The sequence below is a fragment of the Haladaptatus halobius genome (assembly GCF_020618475.1).
Taxonomy (GTDB): Archaea; Halobacteriota; Halobacteria; order Halobacteriales; family Haladaptataceae; genus Haladaptatus; species Haladaptatus halobius.
Window position 1 is genome coordinate 2446973 of sequence record NZ_CP085335.1, and the last position, 15486, is coordinate 2462458.

At 63.2% G+C, this 15486-nt stretch carries 21 protein-coding genes; 11 read left to right on the top strand and 10 right to left on the bottom strand.

Annotated elements, in window-relative coordinates; translation table 11 throughout:
- Positions 1 to 39 precede the first annotated feature (39 nt).
- Together LIW51_RS14325 and LIW51_RS14330 are read left to right on the top strand one after the other, a co-directional pair.
- Positions 40 to 621: an AAA family ATPase gene (locus tag LIW51_RS14325; protein WP_227374786.1), complete on the top strand. Its 582-nt coding sequence runs from the start codon at positions 40 to 42 to the stop codon at positions 619 to 621.
- Complete coding sequence (locus LIW51_RS14330; protein ID WP_227374787.1) at positions 618 to 1043, top strand: RNA-binding domain-containing protein; 426 nt, start codon at positions 618 to 620, stop codon at positions 1041 to 1043. The genes LIW51_RS14325 and LIW51_RS14330 overlap by 4 nt, the downstream gene beginning before the upstream one ends.
- On the opposite strand, the gene LIW51_RS14335 is transcribed toward LIW51_RS14330, so the two are convergent.
- The 4 genes from LIW51_RS14335 to fer all read right to left on the bottom strand — a co-directional run bounded on the left by LIW51_RS14335 (position 1044) and on the right by fer (position 4633).
- On the bottom strand, positions 1044 to 1601 hold the full coding sequence (locus tag LIW51_RS14335) for a magnesium transporter (RefSeq protein WP_227374788.1): 558 nt from the start codon (positions 1599 to 1601) through the stop codon (positions 1044 to 1046). It abuts the gene before it with no gap.
- Complete coding sequence (locus tag LIW51_RS14340; protein ID WP_227374789.1) at positions 1602 to 2180, bottom strand: magnesium transporter; 579 nt, start codon at positions 2178 to 2180, stop codon at positions 1602 to 1604. It abuts the gene before it with no gap.
- A gap of 315 nt (positions 2181 to 2495) precedes the next feature.
- Complete coding sequence (locus LIW51_RS14345) at positions 2496 to 3881, bottom strand: signal recognition particle protein Srp54 (protein ID WP_227374790.1); 1386 nt, start codon at positions 3879 to 3881, stop codon at positions 2496 to 2498.
- Positions 3882 to 3988: 107 nt separating this feature from the next.
- Positions 3989 to 4633 carry a ferredoxin Fer gene (gene fer, locus LIW51_RS38940; protein ID WP_303659912.1) on the bottom strand — a complete coding sequence of 215 codons (645 nt, stop codon included), beginning with the start codon at positions 4631 to 4633 and terminating at the stop codon, positions 3989 to 3991.
- 112 nt (positions 4634 to 4745) lie between these two features.
- Between fer and thpR the strand changes: the two genes are divergently transcribed.
- From thpR to ftsY, 6 genes are all read left to right on the top strand, one after another.
- A complete protein-coding gene (gene thpR, locus LIW51_RS14360) occupies positions 4746 to 5303 on the top strand; it encodes an RNA 2',3'-cyclic phosphodiesterase (RefSeq protein ID WP_227374791.1) in 558 nt (185 codons plus the stop codon).
- Positions 5304 to 5356: 53 nt separating this feature from the next.
- On the top strand, positions 5357 to 5509 hold the full coding sequence (locus LIW51_RS14365) for a 50S ribosomal protein L39e (protein ID WP_227374792.1): 153 nt from the start codon (positions 5357 to 5359) through the stop codon (positions 5507 to 5509).
- Positions 5509 to 5784, top strand: coding sequence for a 50S ribosomal protein L31e (locus LIW51_RS14370; RefSeq protein WP_227374793.1), 276 nt, complete (start codon positions 5509 to 5511; stop codon positions 5782 to 5784). The genes LIW51_RS14365 and LIW51_RS14370 overlap by 1 nt, the downstream gene beginning before the upstream one ends.
- A gap of 4 nt (positions 5785 to 5788) precedes the next feature.
- Positions 5789 to 6454, top strand: coding sequence for a translation initiation factor IF-6 (locus tag LIW51_RS14375; protein WP_227374794.1), 666 nt, complete (start codon positions 5789 to 5791; stop codon positions 6452 to 6454).
- A gap of 128 nt (positions 6455 to 6582) precedes the next feature.
- On the top strand, positions 6583 to 7038 hold the full coding sequence (gene pfdA, locus LIW51_RS14380) for a prefoldin subunit alpha (protein WP_368411798.1): 456 nt from the start codon (positions 6583 to 6585) through the stop codon (positions 7036 to 7038).
- 6 nt (positions 7039 to 7044) lie between these two features.
- Entirely contained in the window at positions 7045 to 8145 is a 1101-nt protein-coding gene (ftsY, locus tag LIW51_RS14385; RefSeq protein WP_227374796.1) for a signal recognition particle-docking protein FtsY, read from the top strand.
- A gap of 91 nt (positions 8146 to 8236) precedes the next feature.
- Here the strand turns inward: ftsY and LIW51_RS14390 are convergent, their stop codons facing one another.
- Complete coding sequence (locus LIW51_RS14390) at positions 8237 to 8644, bottom strand: nuclear transport factor 2 family protein (protein WP_227374797.1); 408 nt, start codon at positions 8642 to 8644, stop codon at positions 8237 to 8239.
- Between the two features lie 215 nt (positions 8645 to 8859).
- On the opposite strand from LIW51_RS14390, the gene LIW51_RS14395 reads away from it, so the two are divergent.
- From LIW51_RS14395 to LIW51_RS14405, 3 genes are read left to right on the top strand one after another with little or no spacing between them, the layout of a single operon-like run.
- Complete coding sequence (locus LIW51_RS14395; RefSeq protein WP_227376813.1) at positions 8860 to 9828, top strand: methyltransferase domain-containing protein; 969 nt, start codon at positions 8860 to 8862, stop codon at positions 9826 to 9828.
- A 50-nt stretch (positions 9829 to 9878) separates the two neighbouring features.
- Positions 9879 to 10871 (top strand): thymidylate synthase, encoded by a 993-nt coding sequence (gene thyA / locus LIW51_RS14400; RefSeq protein ID WP_368411799.1) that lies wholly within the window; start codon positions 9879 to 9881, stop codon positions 10869 to 10871.
- Positions 10871 to 11350: a dihydrofolate reductase gene (locus LIW51_RS14405; protein WP_227374799.1), complete on the top strand. Its 480-nt coding sequence runs from the start codon at positions 10871 to 10873 to the stop codon at positions 11348 to 11350. The genes thyA and LIW51_RS14405 overlap by 1 nt, the downstream gene beginning before the upstream one ends.
- Here the strand turns inward: LIW51_RS14405 and LIW51_RS14410 are convergent, their stop codons facing one another.
- The 5 genes from LIW51_RS14410 to LIW51_RS14430 all read right to left on the bottom strand — a co-directional run bounded on the left by LIW51_RS14410 (position 11351) and on the right by LIW51_RS14430 (position 15429).
- Positions 11351 to 11728, bottom strand: coding sequence for a hypothetical protein (locus tag LIW51_RS14410; RefSeq protein ID WP_227374800.1), 378 nt, complete (start codon positions 11726 to 11728; stop codon positions 11351 to 11353).
- A 40-nt stretch (positions 11729 to 11768) separates the two neighbouring features.
- Complete coding sequence (locus tag LIW51_RS14415) at positions 11769 to 12131, bottom strand: DUF7473 family protein (protein WP_227374801.1); 363 nt, start codon at positions 12129 to 12131, stop codon at positions 11769 to 11771.
- A 131-nt stretch (positions 12132 to 12262) separates the two neighbouring features.
- Positions 12263 to 12823, bottom strand: coding sequence for a TATA-box-binding protein (locus LIW51_RS14420; protein WP_227353319.1), 561 nt, complete (start codon positions 12821 to 12823; stop codon positions 12263 to 12265).
- Positions 12824 to 13072: 249 nt separating this feature from the next.
- Complete coding sequence (locus LIW51_RS14425) at positions 13073 to 14578, bottom strand: fluoroquinolone export ABC transporter permease subunit (RefSeq protein ID WP_227374802.1); 1506 nt, start codon at positions 14576 to 14578, stop codon at positions 13073 to 13075.
- Positions 14575 to 15429: an ABC transporter ATP-binding protein gene (locus tag LIW51_RS14430; RefSeq protein ID WP_227374803.1), complete on the bottom strand. Its 855-nt coding sequence runs from the start codon at positions 15427 to 15429 to the stop codon at positions 14575 to 14577. The genes LIW51_RS14425 and LIW51_RS14430 overlap by 4 nt, the downstream gene beginning before the upstream one ends.
- Between the last annotated feature and the right edge of the window lie 57 nt (positions 15430 to 15486).

The window sequence follows — 15486 nt, forward strand, 5'->3', positions numbered from 1 at the left end:
GCACAGCCCTTAAGCACGGTTCACGAGAAAGTCAAACTGATGCGAGTAATCGGAACCGTCGGGCTACCGGGAAGCGGCAAGGGTGAAGCCGCGACCGTCGCGGAGGAGTCGGGCGTCCCGGTCGTTACGATGGGCGACGTCATCCGAGACGCGTGCCGGGCGCGAGGTCTCGACCCGACGGAACATCACGGCGAAATTGCGAAGGTGCTCCGGAAGGAGAACGGGCCAGACGCCATCGCGCAGGAGTCGCTCCCGCAGATTCGGGAGGCGCTGGAGGAGAGAGACACCGTGCTCGTGGACGGGATTCGCTCGGGCGTCGAGGTCGAACGTTTCGAGGACACCTTCGGCGACGATTTCGTCCTGGTGAGTATCGAAGCGCCGTTCGAAGTCCGGGCCGAACGGCTCGGCAAGCGTGGGCGCGACCGCTCCGACGAGGACGAGGAGAGCCTCCGGGAGCGCGACGAGCGCGAACTCGGCTTCGGCCTCGACCGGGCGATGACGCGGGCCGACGCCGTCATCAACAACACAGACTCGCTCGACGCGTTTCGGGAACGGATTCGCGCCCTCCTCGAAGACGGACTTTCGGGGCTGGAGAACGTACGAACCGCCGAGCAACCATGATCTACAGCGTCGACATCCAGATCACGGCACCCGTACAGGACACCGAAATCGAAGCGCGCGTCGCGGACGCCATCGAAAATATCTTTCCGGGCGCGGAGGTCGAATCGAGCCACGGCGAACTGCTGGCCAAAGCGCACAGCGTCGAACACTTCTCGGAACTGCTCCACCGACAGGAGATTCTCGACACGGCCCGCGGCGAGTTCTTCTCCGGGCGGGAAGGGGACACCCTCTCGTTCTCGCTGAAGAAGCAGGCGGCTTTCCAAGGCGTCATCAACTTCGCCGTCGGCAACCCCGACGAACTCGGCAATCTCCGCGTCCGCATCCGGGTGAACGACCCTCCAGTCGAGGAGTTCATCGACCACATCGCGCCGCCGACCGAAGACGGAAAACCGATCACGGACGAGGCTCGCGGTAGTCGATAATCACACGACTATTCTGACGACGACGAACAGCACGATGACGCCCAGCACGTCGCAGGCGTTCGTCACGATCGGGATGACTACGTCGTCCGGGTCGAGTTCGAAGCGATAGGCGGCGTAGGTGGCGACGAACGTCACGAGCACCGCGATGAACGCCAGCACGACGCCGCTCGTCAGCGAGATGAGAACGACGGTCAGCAGGCCGAGTTTCGTTCCGCCGACGAGCCACGTTAGCGCCCACGCGCCGACTCCGACGACCGGGAAGATGGTGACGGCGAGCGCGACTGTCGCCACGGCGTTCCCCGCGAGTACGTCGTCTTCGGGGCCGAACGAGAGCGTCCCGAGGTGGAATGCGGTGGAGAGTCTGGCGGCGAGGATGCTCCCGAGGTTGCCCGCCGTTCCGATGGTCACCGGAACCAGCGCGAGGAGCGTCGGATACCGGAGCAAGGTGCTCTCGAACGACCCTAGGACGAGACCGCTGCCGATTTCGACCACGGTGAGGACGAGCAACACCGGAAGCATCGCCCGCATTATCGCGCGGACAGTCCAGCGCGTCGGCATCTATCCTCCCCCGAGCGCGAGGACGGTTCTAACGGCGAGCAGGAGGAAGGAGATGCCGAACACGTCGCCGGTCGTCGTCACCAACGGACCGACGAGCGTGTCGGGATTCTGGCCGCGCCGGTAGCCCGCGAACACCACCACGACAACGGCCACGGTCAGCGCCACGCCGGAGAGCAGGCCCGCGATGAGGGCGATGGCGACCAAGGTGGAAAGCGGTGCGACGGGGTCGGAGAGTAGGCGGAGGACGAGAAACGCCACCACCGACGCGAAGAGGCTGGCGAGGATACCGTTCGCCAGTGAAGCGACGATAGCCGCCCACACTCGCTCGTCGTCGGGGACGAACGACGGTTCGACCAACCCTTGGTGGAGACCGGACGCGAGGCGCGCGCCGAGCGACCCGTAGACGTTCCCGCGGGTCGCAAGCAGAGCCGGAACCAAGACGAGCAATCCGTTTACCTCGCGGAGTTCGGCGCGCATCCCGCCGAGGACGACGCCCGCGAACAGCCCGCCGACCATGCTCGCAGCCAGCGCGGGGAGGGCCTCGCGGTACGCCTCGGCGGCGACTTCCCGAACGGTCATCTGTTGTGTGTGGTCACGGGCGTGGAACAAAAAACCGCGTGTGTTCGGGTCGTTACTCTCCCCCGATACGTGTAACTTGACAGGTTTTCGGTTCGTTCCTGCGGGCTCGCTCACCAGTCGAGCAGGTTGACCGTCGTCGGAGCCGGACGTGAGAGAGGCGGTGGAATCGATTGGTGGGGGTTCAAAAGACGAACGTCTCGTCGTCGCAGATTCGGCGTCGTGCGTTCGTTCATCGAGCCGAGTTGGTTCCGTCCTAATACTTAAAGTTCAGCACTGCCGGATGTACGACGCGAAAATACAGACTGCTCCGATGTGCTACCCGAACGGACCGAAACCGCCACCGCCGCCACCGCCGCCGCCCTGCATCTTCTTCATCATGCGCTCCATATCCTTGCCCTGCCCCATTCCTTGGAACTGTTTCAAAGTCTGGGACATCATCTTGTGCTGCTGGAGCAGTTCGCGGACGCGTTCCTCGTCCTGTCCGCTGCCGCGGGAGATGCGCTGAATCTGGCTCGCGCCGATGGAGCGCGGATTCTCCAGTTCGTTCTCGGTCATCGAGTCCATGATGACCTCGAACGCGCGCATCCGGTCTTTCGTCACGTCCATCGCGTCGTCCGGCAGTTCGTCCATGATGCCGCCGCCGAAGCCGGGGATCATGTCCATCACCTGGTCGAGCGGTCCCATCTTGTTCATCGCGTTCATCTGGTGGCGCATGTCCTTGAGGGTGAACTGGCCCTTCAGCATGTTCTCGGGATCCCAGTCTTCCTCCTCTTCCTGCGTCTCCGTCATCGCCCGCTGGACGCGCTCGGTGAGCTGTTTCAGGTCGCCCATCCCGAGCAGGCGGGAGATGAAGCCGTTCGGCTCGAACCGCTCTACGTCCTGTACCGTCTCGCCGGAGCCGAGGAACGCGATGGACGAGTCGGTCTCGTTGACGGCGGTCAGCGCGCCGCCACCCTTCGCCGTCCCGTCGAGCTTGGTGATGATGACGCCGTCGATGCCGATGGAGGCGTCGAACTGCTGCGCTTGGTCTTTCGCACCCTGCCCGATGGCGGCGTCGAGCACGAGCAGATTTCGGTCGGGGTCGACGGCGGACTCGATCTCCTCGATCTCCGCGATGAGGTCGTCTTCGAGCGCGTGCCGACCCGCGGTGTCCACGATGTGAACGTCCGCGTCGGCGGTCTCCTCCAGCCCCTTTCGGGCGATATCCACCGGGTCGTCGTTGTCCGGGTCGCCGTAGAACTCCACCTCGGCGCGCGAACACATCTCCTTCGCTTGGTCGTACGCGCCGGGGCGGAAGGTGTCGGTCTGGATGACCGCGGGGCGGAGTCCCTTCTTCGAGAACCACCACGCCATCTTGGCGGAAGTTGTCGTCTTCCCCGAACCCTGAAGACCGGCGAGCAGAATCGTCTGCTCTTCGAGCGGAATCTCCGTACTCTCGCCGACCAGTCCGACGAGTTCCTCGTAGACGATACTGAGGACGTGGTCGCGGGCCGTCGTCCCGCCCGGCGGTTCCTCTTCCAGCGCCCGTTCTTTGATGGAGCCCGAAAGCTCCATCACGAGGCTCACGTCCACGTCGGCCTGCAAGAGCGAGCGCTGAATCTCCTTCACGATCTCCTCGATGTCCTCCTCGCTGACGCGGGATTTCCCGCTCAACTTGTCGAGGGAGCCGCGAAGAGAACTGCCGAGATTGTCGAGCACCATCGTTACGACGTGTTTGGCCGTCTATCGGTTTAAATGCTTTTTCTAGTCGATTTCCATCGATGGAGCCGACGAGTCGGAGAATCGAGGGCGAGACGACGACTCCGAGTTCAATCGTCGGAGTGAGCCTGTCCGAACTGCTGGGGCGGCAATCGGAGTTCGTCGAGTTCCGGCAGGTGTTTGACGTTGTAGACGATCTGCATTTCGTCCGTCGTCGGCGCGCTGATGCAGGACAACCGGAAACCGCGGTCGACCATGCTCGACGAAAGGACGTGGTTCGCGGGCATGTCCATCTCACCCTCCACGACCGCGACCGCGCAGTTGGCACACGCCCCGCCTCGACAGGCGAACGGCCACTCGAAGCCGCAGTCCTCGGCGGCTTCGAGGAGAGATTCGTGGGATTCGACCTCCAGTCGACCGTAGTCCGCCGAGTCGAGTCCCGCCGCGGACGCTTTCCGGAACAGGTCGTCGTCGTCGAGTTCCCACCCGTAGTCGTCGAGAATCTCGTAGTTGAGATACTCGACCTGCGGTCGTTCCTGTCGGTACTGTTCTTCGACGCTCTCGTACTCGGCGTCATACGTTTCCGTTCCGTATCCCGCTTGGATCTGTTCGTACGCCGTCTGAACCAACTGAAATTCCCTCGCGGATCCGCCCACGTCGGGGTGTGTCTCCTTCACCCGCCGTCTGTACGCTTCGACGACTTCCGTGTCGTCCGCATCCGAATCGATCCCTAAGATCTCGAACGGGGAACTCACACGTAGTGTTAGGAAATCCAACGCATAAATCCTGTCCTCGACGAGGCGCGCAAGGCGGTCGCTTCGTCGAGTGGAACCAAGCTTGAAGCCGTCCCGGGGCGTGAAGTCACGTATGCGATTGTTCGTGAGCATCGACTTGCCGGACGACCTCGCGGACGGCGTCGAGGGCGTCCAAGACAGCTTTCGTGACGCGGAAGGACTGAACTTTACCGACCCGGAGCAGGCTCACGTGACGCTGAAGTTCCTCGGCGACGTGGATTCCGAGCGCGTCCCTGACGTCGAGGAAGCCGTCGAATCGACCGTCTCCGACGACGTCGACTTCGGCCCCTTCCGGGCGACGGTCGGCGGTCTCGGTGTCTTCCCCAGTCTCGACTACATCAGCGTGGTGTGGCTGGGGTTCGAGGACAGCGACGAGGAGATGACCCTGCTCCACGACGCCGTCGAATCGCGCGTCTACGACCTCGGCTTCGAACCGGAGGGGAACGACTTCGTCCCGCACGTCACGCTCGCTCGGATGCAACACGCGGGAGGGAAGGAACTCGTCCAGGAGAACGTCCGCGAACTCGACCCCACGGTCGGACGGATGCAGGTCGAAGAAGTCCGGTTGACGAAGAGCGAACTGACGGCGGACGGGCCGGAGTACTCGACCGTCGCGGCGTTCCCCCTGTAACCCCGGCTGAAAGGAACAAGATTTTAAGCGACGGCGGAAAAGTGGCAACCACTATGGGCAAGAATTCGAAGGCAAAAAAGAAGCGGCTTTCCAAGCTGGAACGGCAGAACACCCGCGTCCCGGCGTGGGTCATGATGAAGACCGACCGCGACGTGATGCGAAACCCCAAGCGTCGAAGCTGGCGGCGCAGCGACACTGACGAATAATGAGCGCAAGTGATTTCGAGGAGCGAGTTGTCACTGTTCCGCTCCGAGACGTGAAGGCAGAACCGAAGCACAAACGCGCCGGAAAGGCGATGAAGCTGGTGCGCGGCCACCTCGCCAAACACTTCAAGGTCGACGAGGACGACGTGCGTCTCGACCCCTCCATCAACGAGGCAATCTGGTCGCGCGGTCGCAAGAACCCCCCACGGAAGCTCCGCGTGCACGCGGCCCGCTTCGAAGAAGAGGGCGAAGCCGTCGTCGAGGCGGAGTACGAGTAGAGCTTTGCTTCGTACCGCGTTCAACGGGTCGTCGTACGTCGGGGTCTTCGCTCGCACCACTGACGAGTATCTCCTGATTCGCCCCGACATGGACGACGAACTGGCCGATTCGCTCGGCGACGAGTTGGATGTCGACGTCATCGAAACGACCCTCGGCGGGTCGTCCACCGTCGGCGCGCTGATCGCGGGGAACGAGAACGGACTGCTCGTGAGCAGTCGCGTGACGGACAACGAACGCGAGCGCATCGGAGACGTCGTGAACGTCCCCGTCGTCGAACTTCCGGGGCGCATCAACGCCGCCGGAAACGTCGTGCTGGCGAACGATACGGGGGCGTACGTCCATCCCGACCTCTCGCGCGAGGCGGTGCAGGCCGTCTCGGACGGTCTCGGCGTCCCGGTCGAGCGCGGCGAAATCGCCGGCGTCCGAACCGTCGGCACCGCCGCGGTCACCACGAACGCGGGCGTGCTTTGTCATCCGAAGGCGACCGACGACGAACTCGACCGGATCGAGGACGTGCTCGGCGTTCCGGCCGACATCGGCACCATCAACTACGGCGGCCCGCTCGTCGGTTCGGGACTCCTCGCCAATGCCCACGGGTACGTGGTCGGACAGGATACGACCGGGCCGGAGCTGGGGCGAATCGAGGACGCGTTGGGCTACATCGACTGATTTTTCGTCCGTCCGCGGTTCGCGATCGAATCGGGATTTTCATCTGAGTTAGGAAGATTCTTCCCGCTCGCTCCCGCAGGTGTGGGTATGAGAGCGATTACTCGCGGAGCGGAGGTCGACGTACGATGATGGGTGGCGGCAACCAAGAACTCCAGCAGCTCTCCCAGCAACTTCAGCAGTTGGAGGCCGAAAAGGAGGAGCTAGAGGCGGAAGTCGAAGGACTGCGCGACGAGAAGAACCAGATGGATGAAGCCATCGAAGCCATCGAGACGCTCGAAACGGGGTCGGTCGTGCAGGTTCCGCTGGGCGGCGGGGCCTACATCCGCGCCAACGTCGAGGATATCGACGAGATCGTCGTGGAACTCGGCGGCGGCTACGCCGCCGAGCGCGACCAGCAGGGTGCTATCGAATCGCTACGAAGCCGGAAGGAAGTCGTCGACGAGCGAATCGACGGTATGCAGGACGAGATCAGCGAGCTCGAAGACGAGAGCGACCAGTTGGAAGAGCAGGCGCGACAGATGCAACAGCAGCAGATGCAACAGCAGATGCAGCAGGTGCAGGGGCAACAGGACGAGGACGAGTAACCGGCGATGTTCGACAGTCTGAAGGATAAACTCAGCGGGTTCCGAGAGGACGTAGAGGAGACCACCGAGGAGAAGGCCGAAGAAGCCGCAGAAGAGGCCGAGGAAGTCGAGGAGGTTGCGGCGGTCGAAGACGAAACGGCCGAATCCGAACCCGCCGAGGAGCCAGTCGAAGCGGATGCGTCGGAGACGGAACCCGAGGAGAGCGGCGGACGCGGGGGCTTCACGCAGAAGGCGCGGTCGTTCGCCCGCGGTGAGATCGTCATCGAGGAGCAGGACGTCGAAGACCCCCTCTGGGAGTTGGAGATGGCGCTGCTCGAAAGCGACGTGGAGATGAGCGTCGCCCAGGAAATGCTCGAAGACATCCGGAACGACCTCGTGGGCGCGACCCGGAAGTTCAGCGCCGAGACGGGCGACGTGGTCGAAGCGGCGCTCCGCGACGCCCTGCTGTCGGTCATCAGCGTCGGGCAGTTCGACTTCGACCGGCGAGTCGCAGAGGCCGACAAACCCCTCGTCATCATCTTCACGGGCGTCAACGGCGTCGGAAAGACGACGAGCATCGCCAAGATGGCACGCTATCTCGAAGAGCACGGTTACTCCTCGGTGATGGCGAACGGCGACACCTACCGCGCCGGCGCGAACGAGCAGATTCAGGTGCACGCCGAATCGCTCGACAAGAAGCTCATCGCTCACGAGCAGGGCGGCGACCCCGCGGCGGTCATCTACGACGCGGTGGAGTACGCCGACGCCCACGACATCGACGTGGTGCTCGGCGACACGGCGGGGCGGCTCCACACCAGCGAAGGGCTGATGGATCAGTTGGCGAAGATCGGCCGCGTCGTCGACCCGGGCATGACCCTCTTCGTGGACGAGGCGGTGGCCGGACAGGACGCGGTTCAGCGCGCCAAGGAGTTCGACGACGCCGCCGAAATCGACGGCTCCATCCTGACCAAGGCGGACGCCGACTCGAAGGGCGGTGCCGCGATCTCCATCGCCCACGTCACGGGTAAGCCCATACTCTTCCTCGGCGTCGGGCAGGAGTACGACGACTTGGAACGGTTCGACCCCGATACGCTCGTGGAACGACTGTTGGGCGACGAAGCGGAGTAGTCGGGGGTCGCCGTTTTCGAAAGCGGCGCACGTACACTGGGAAAGTAACATCCCGTCTCAAAACAAGGGGTTAGATTCTCGTCCATTCCAGTTACATTTCGTACGTCTGCAGCATGGGGAGCGCGTTCGAGTAGTCGACGAACCGGCTCATTCGACCGTCTTCCAACTCGCAGACGTGTGCGTACGGGACATCGAGGTCTTTGCCCGTCTCCCTGTTCGTCCCGCGGAAGGTGCCGAGGACGACGATCGTGTTGCCGCCGTCGATAAACCGATCGGTTTCGACCTGGAAGTCCGCGAAATCCTCCAGGCAGGGCTGGAAGACGTTCTCCAGCACGGCCTCGGGGCTGTGGTGGATGTCGCCGTACGGGCTACCCTCGGGTTCGACCCACTCGATATCGTCGGCCATTGCGGCCGTGACGCTGTCGATGTCACCGTCGTTGAAGGCCTCGTACGTGTCCTGCACGATTCGGACGTTGCTCTTAGCTGCGGCTGATGCCATTGTTCTTCACCAATAATAGTGTACTATCTCGGAGGATATATAGATAGCTAGACAATGGCTAACATAGCTCGTCTTCGTTCGTCGCCCGCAACTGTCGGCGACCGATACGAACCCACCGAACCGCGGTGGTCAATGGGACAAAACTCGGCTACCGCGACCGACAGTCGCAACCCCCAAGAGCGATGCGCGACACGTATCGCATACGACGAACTCTCGTGTACCTACTCGAACTCGGCGGAGAAGACGACGAACTCGCGGCCTGCGAAGCCGAGAGCGCGGCGACCGGCGTAGAACTCGTCGCGCCCGGCCTCGCGCGAGCGACGGCCATCACCGACCGAATCGAGAAGCTCGCGTACACTCGGCGGGCGAGCGAACTGGTTGGGAAGACCGACGGCGACGTGGACGGCGCCCGCGCGCTGCTCTCCGCCGCGCGGCTTGATCGCGAGGGAACCGTCGCCGTGCGGGCGCGGAGCGTGCGCGAGACGGTCGGTATCAGCACACAAGAGGCGGAACGAGAATTGGGACAGGTGCTCGTCGAACGGGGCTTTTCGGTCGATCTGGACGACCCCGACCATGAACTGCGAGCCGTCTTTTCCGGCGATTTCTGTGCTCTCGGCTGGCTCGAAATCGAGAGCAGGCGAGACTACGGCACTCGGATGCCGACCGACAGACCGTTCTTCCAGCCGGGAAGCATGCACCCGCTGCTCGCTCGCGCGCTGGCGAACGTAGCCGGAGCGCGACCCGGCGTGACCGTCCTCGACCCGATGTGCGGGACGGGCGGCGTGCTCATCGAAGCCGCCCTCGCAGGGGCACGTCCGGTCGGCGCGGATGCACAGGGGAAGATGGTTCGCGGCGCAGGTCGAAACCTCGTGCACTACGCTCCCAACAGTGACTTCGCGACGGTTCGCGGCGACGCGACGCACCTCCCGTTTCCCGACGACTCCATCGACGGCGTGGTATTCGACGCGCCGTACGGCAGACAGTCGAAGATCGCCAACCTCGAACTGGACGACCTCGTCGCGGGGGCGCTCGCGGAAGCGCACCGCGTCGCGCCTCGCGCGGTGGTCGTCGGCGACCGCTCGTGGACGGACGAAGCGCGCGAGGTGGGCTGGCGCGTCGAACACGAGTTCGAGCGCCGGGTGCATCGGTCGCTGACGCGGTACGTCGCGGTGCTCTCTCGATAGCGGATTTCCGAATCGCGTACATCTTTTATCCCCGGCGCGAATCCACGCCCATGGAACAGTATCTCTCGCTCGTGGACGACGTGCTTCGGGAGGGGCGGTACAAGCCCAACCGAACCGGCGTGGACACGATTTCGACGTTCAGCCAGCACTACGAGGTCGACCTTCGGGAGGGCTTTCCCCTCTTGACGACGAAGCGGATGGACGGCTTTCGCTGGGACTCAATGCTCCACGAACTCCTCTGGTATCTCTCCGGCGAGGAACACGTCCGCAATCTGCGCGAGAAGACCGGCATCTGGAACGAGTGGGCCGACGAAGAGGGGAACCTCGACACCGCCTACGGTCGCTTCTGGCGGCGGTTCCCGGTGCCCGAGGAGGGGTTGCCGGGCGAATCGTGGCCCGAGGACGGCCACCGCTGGATGAACGACGAGGGAACCTTCGACCAGATCCAGTACGTCGTTGACGGCCTCCGCGAGAATCCGAACTCGCGGCGGTTCGTCGTCTCGGCGTGGCATCCGGCGAACGCCGCCGTCTCGACGCTTCCGCCCTGCCACTACACCTTCGTGGTGAACGTACAGGGTGAGACGTTGAACCTCCACCTCACACAGCGCTCGGGCGACGTGGCGCTCGGCATCCCCTTCAACGTCGCGGCGTACGCCCTGCTGGCGACCGTCCTCGCACGTCAGACCGGCTTCGAAGTCGGGAAGTTCGCCCACACCATCGTGGACGCCCACATCTACTGCGGCGAGGGCGAGCGCGGCGAGTGGTACCGCGACAACCTCGTCGACCTGCAAGCGCGGCTGGCCGACGTGAGCGCGAAGTCGGAGTTCGAGGAAGTGTGCGGGTGGCTCGAATCGACCTCCCCCACCGAGGACGAGGAGGGCTTCGACCACGTCCCCGGCCTGCTCACACAACTTTCGCGCGAACCGAAGTCGCCGCCCGAAATCGAAATTTCGGCGAATTCGCTCTCCGAGTTGACCTACGACGACATCGCCCTCCGGGAGTACGACGCACACCCCGGACTTCGCTTTCGGGTGGCCGAGTAATGCGACTCGTCCTCGTCGCCGCGGTCGCGGCGAACGGCGTCATCGGACGGGACGGCGACATGCCGTGGCACTACGCCGAGGACTTGCGCCACTTCAAGGAGACGACGATGGGCCACCCCGTCGTCATGGGACGAGCGACCTACGAGAGCATCGCGGCGCGAATCGACGGCCCGCTGCCGGGTCGGACGAATATCGTGCTCAGTAGGTCGATCCCGAATCTTCCGGAGGAGGTCGTGCTCGTTCACGGCGTCGACGAAGCGATCGAGGTTGCGGCGGAGTTGGACGACACCGCCTTCGTCGTCGGCGGTGCGACGATCTACGAGCAGTTCTTTCCGCACGCAGACGAGATGATTCTCACCGAAATTCGCGAGGAGCACGAGGGGGATACGGAGTTCCCGGAGTGGGACGCGGACGAATGGCGAGAAGTCGAACGAGACGGGCGCGGAGCGTTCGATTTCGTGCGGTACGAGCGTCGCTGATCAGGCGCTACTTCGTCGCCACTGGATTTTCGGGTTGGCCCACGCGACCAGCGCGCCGACGAGCAGTGCGATCAGCCACGTGCCTATCGCGGTCGATTGGTTCGCGGTCACGCTTTCGACACCGAAAACCATCCACAGGACGACCGTGGCAATCCAACTGACGATACCAAACGCCCAGACCTGCTGGTACGAAACCGGAAGTCGGTCGGTGGCGACGAGGACGCCGACGACGAGTCCCGGCAAACACCAGAGGAGAGCAACCTGCCAGAGGGCGGGACTCTCGACGAGGAGAGGCGTGAACACGCTGAGCGGAAGCGAGAGCATCAGAATGCTTCCGACGACGATGCCGATCTGTTCGAGGCGGCGGGGGAGGGACATACCGAGAGGTCGTCACTGCGTAGAATAAGCCTTCTGTTGACTACCCCGGCGGCGCGGGCGGCCCGAGCGCGACGAGATACGCGATGCCGCCGATGACGACGCTCGCCAGAAAGCTGACGACGACGTGAACTACGGTGACGAAGCCCGCGGTGCGCCACTTCAGTCGGTAGACGACGTGGAAGATGGTGAGGTCGAGCACGAGCGCCAGTAGAAGCACGACGGGCGGAAAGTACCGCTGGAGGAGAAAGGGGAGCGCCGCGACGGGCAGGCCGACCGCCAGCGCGTGCGTGAACGGTACGCTTCCGAGGACGTTTCGCGCGGCGACGTGGCCCGTCAGCGTGAGAAAGGCCGCAAGGAGGAGATACGTTCCGACGATAGGCGTCAGTTCACCCAGCAGTGGCATGGACGAGAATCGGAAACGAGGCAGCTTGTGCGTGGCGATGTCATTCCGGTGGGACGGAGCCGGCCGAGTCGGTCGGAATCGAACGCAGTGCGCGCCGAAGCGCACAGACTCGAAAGGAGAGAAGAGACGAGTTACTCCAGCAGACCGAGTTCTTCGAGACGCGAGACGATCTTGTCGACCGCTTGCTCCGCGTCCTCGGGTTTCTTGCCGCCCGTGATGACGAGCTTACCGGAGCCGAACAGCAGTGCGACGACTTCGGGTTCGTCGAGACGGTAGACGAGTCCGGGGAATTGCTCGGGCTCGTACTCGATGTTCTCCAGACCGAGGCCGATAGCGATAGCGTTGAGATTGAGATTGCGGCCGAGGTCGGCGCTGGTGACGATGTTCTGGACGACGATCTCGGGATCCTCGTTGACTTCGATGTTCAGCTCGCGCAGCTTGTCGAAGACGATTTCGAGGCTCTCGTGAACGTCGGCGGTACTCTTCGCACCGGTACAGACGATCTTTCCGGAACGGAAGATGAGTGCGGCCGATTTGGGATTCTGGGTACGGTAGACGAGTCCGGGGAACTGCTCGGGGTCGTAATCCGCGCCCTCCAAGTCCATAGCGACACTCTGAAGGTCGAGTTCCTGCCCGATGCCCGTCGAGGCGACCACGTTTTCAATGTTGATGGTTTCCTTGGGGTCGGTCATAGCGCGACTTAAATGTCGTATTTAAGGTTTATAAAGGTTGGTAGTCTCTGCTGACACGACTCGGACGACCTTTATGAGCACTCTCGGGACGGAATCGCGATGTCGGAGTTTCGTTGGTCGGTTCATCGTGATAGGGTAGCGGTCACCATCGTCCGTATCAGAAAAGCACCACGGACGGCGGTAAACCACCGAGAAACTCCGCTTGGTTGTCTTAGAGCTACCCGATGGATAGTCGCTCCCTCGACAGAGCTACGTCGCTACGTCGAACCGACGAGCAAAGGCCGCCGTAACCAGACCCAGCGAGAGGACGCCGAGAGCGAGGTGAACGACGACTGCGACGCTCACTCCTTTTTCCGCGCTGACGACAGCGGCCTTCATTGGCCAGTAAAGCGGATCGATACCGGCAACGTACTCCATCGGTTCGGGAAGGACGGGAATAGCGAGCGCAGGGAGGACGACTACGAGCCCGAGCAGTTTGTTGATAGCCAGCCCTTCGATGGAATCCCGTGCGAGGCTCGCAAAGAGGAACGTGACGGCAGGCCCCGCCAACGCCGCGATCAGCGCGACGCTGCCGACGGCAAGCGGCGGGACGTCGACCAAGCCGAACAGGGCGACCGACAGCACCACGCCGACCACGCCGAGTAGGTAGGCGGACAGTCCACGATAACGGAGGTAGCCACTGCGAGTGAGCGGAGAAGCGACCAGCGCCGACAGCGTCCCCTGTTCACGATCTTCGAGGACGAAAAAGCCGACGACGAATCCGTAGATGTACGGCGGGAACGCGACGAGGAAGGCGAGTGCGACTGGAAAGTACGCTGAGAGGTCGAGACCGGGGACGTACCGACGGTCGGCCACGGGTAGAACCAGGCGAGCGAAGACCCCCAACGCGAGTGGGCCGGTCGCGGCGAGGAGGAGGATCGGATCTCGAACCCAATTCCGGGTATCGGCGAGCGCCATTCCGCCGATAGAACCGCCCCGTTCGGTCACCCACGACGTGAGTCGATTCGGTTCATGGGCGGAAGCAGCCGGACGTTTCCCGCCACCTTGCACGACGTGGTACCGGAATTGGCGGCGAGCAAGGACGTACGCGACGGCGTTCCCGAGTCCCAGATAGACGAGGGCGTAGGTGACCGTCGCTAGCCTATGCCCACTGAACGCGCCTTCGACGAGGACGAGCGTCGGCTGGATCGGGAGGAGGTAGTATACCGGCGTCTCGAAGACGCCGAGATACCCGGCGAGCGGTGCATAGAGGATCGTCCCGTAGAGCACCGCGCTGAAGAAGTAGCGGTTTATCGTATCGAACCGAGCAACGGCGGCGATACCGACGAGAACGAACAACGACGCGGTCGGCGCGACTCCCGCGAGCAGCAGTGCGAAGTCGACCCCCGTGGGATGCACGAAGGCGACGACCACCGTCGACGCGAGCGCGGCGAGCGCCGTCAGGGAGATCGTCTTCGAAACGATGTATCCGCGAATGCCGAGTGGCGTGACGACGAGCGCATCGAGTACACCTTCCCGCTTCTCGATCAGGACGAGCGCCCCGATAAAGTAGAAGCCGAGAACGGCGGTATCGGTGACGACGACGAGGACGAGCGCAGGCTCCACGAGGTCGGCCGGGAGGTTGCCGAGGATGAGGAGGTAAAAGAGCGTCACCACCGCGTAGACCGCGTAAAACCCGTAGCGAACCTGTATCCAGATGTCCCACGAGAGCATCGAACGGAGCGTCGGTACCGCCCTCCCGATGGTTCGTATCATACGAGTGGCTCGCCGGTTACTTCGAGGAAAACATCTTCGAGCGTCGCCTCCTCGGTGTGGATGGTCTCGACACGCTCCTCGGCGATGATGCGTCTGAAGCCGGCGGCGGCGACGAGATCGTCGAGCGCGAAGCGTTCCGCGACCACCGTACCGTCGCGGCGATAGGTGACGCGAAGGGTTCGTGAGCCGTATTCGCGTTTTAAGGCGCTCGGGGTGTCGACGATCGGCATCCGACCGTCTACGAGGAAGGCTACACGGTCACAGAGCTGGTCGGCGACGGTCATATCGTGCGTCGTCAAGAAAATCGTCTTTCCTTCACCGGCGAGTGAAGCGATCGTGTCCTTGACGATCTTCGCGTTCCCCGGATCGATGCCGCTCGTCGGTTCGTCGAGAAAGAAGAGTTCCGGATCGTGCAGTAGCGCACGGACGAAGTTGAGGCGCATCTGCATCCCTTTCGAGTAGGCTCTGACGGGTCGGTCGATGGCGTCTCCAAGACCGACGAGGGACAGAAGTTCCTCGTCGTCCCTGATCTCGCCTTCGTGGAGCGAGGCGAACAGGGCCAGATTTTCGCGTCCGGTGAGCTTCAAGTAATGGTTCGGCGATTCGCCGGAGACGCCGATACGGTCGTAGTACTCCCCGTTCCACTCCCGGACTTCGCGGTCAAACACCCGGACAGAGCCATCGTAGTTGTCGAGGAGTCCCGTGAGAACGTTCTGGGTCGTGCTCTTGCCCGCGCCACTCGGCCCGAGGAAGCCAAACACTTCCCCCGCCTCGACTTCGAAGTCGAGGCCGTGCAGCGTAGGCGTCTGAGACCCCGGATACGAGAAATAGAGGTCTCGCACGGAGATCATCGTGTTCACCGATTGAGCCGGAGTCCTTAAAAAGGTAGATTGTGTCGGGTGGTTTCG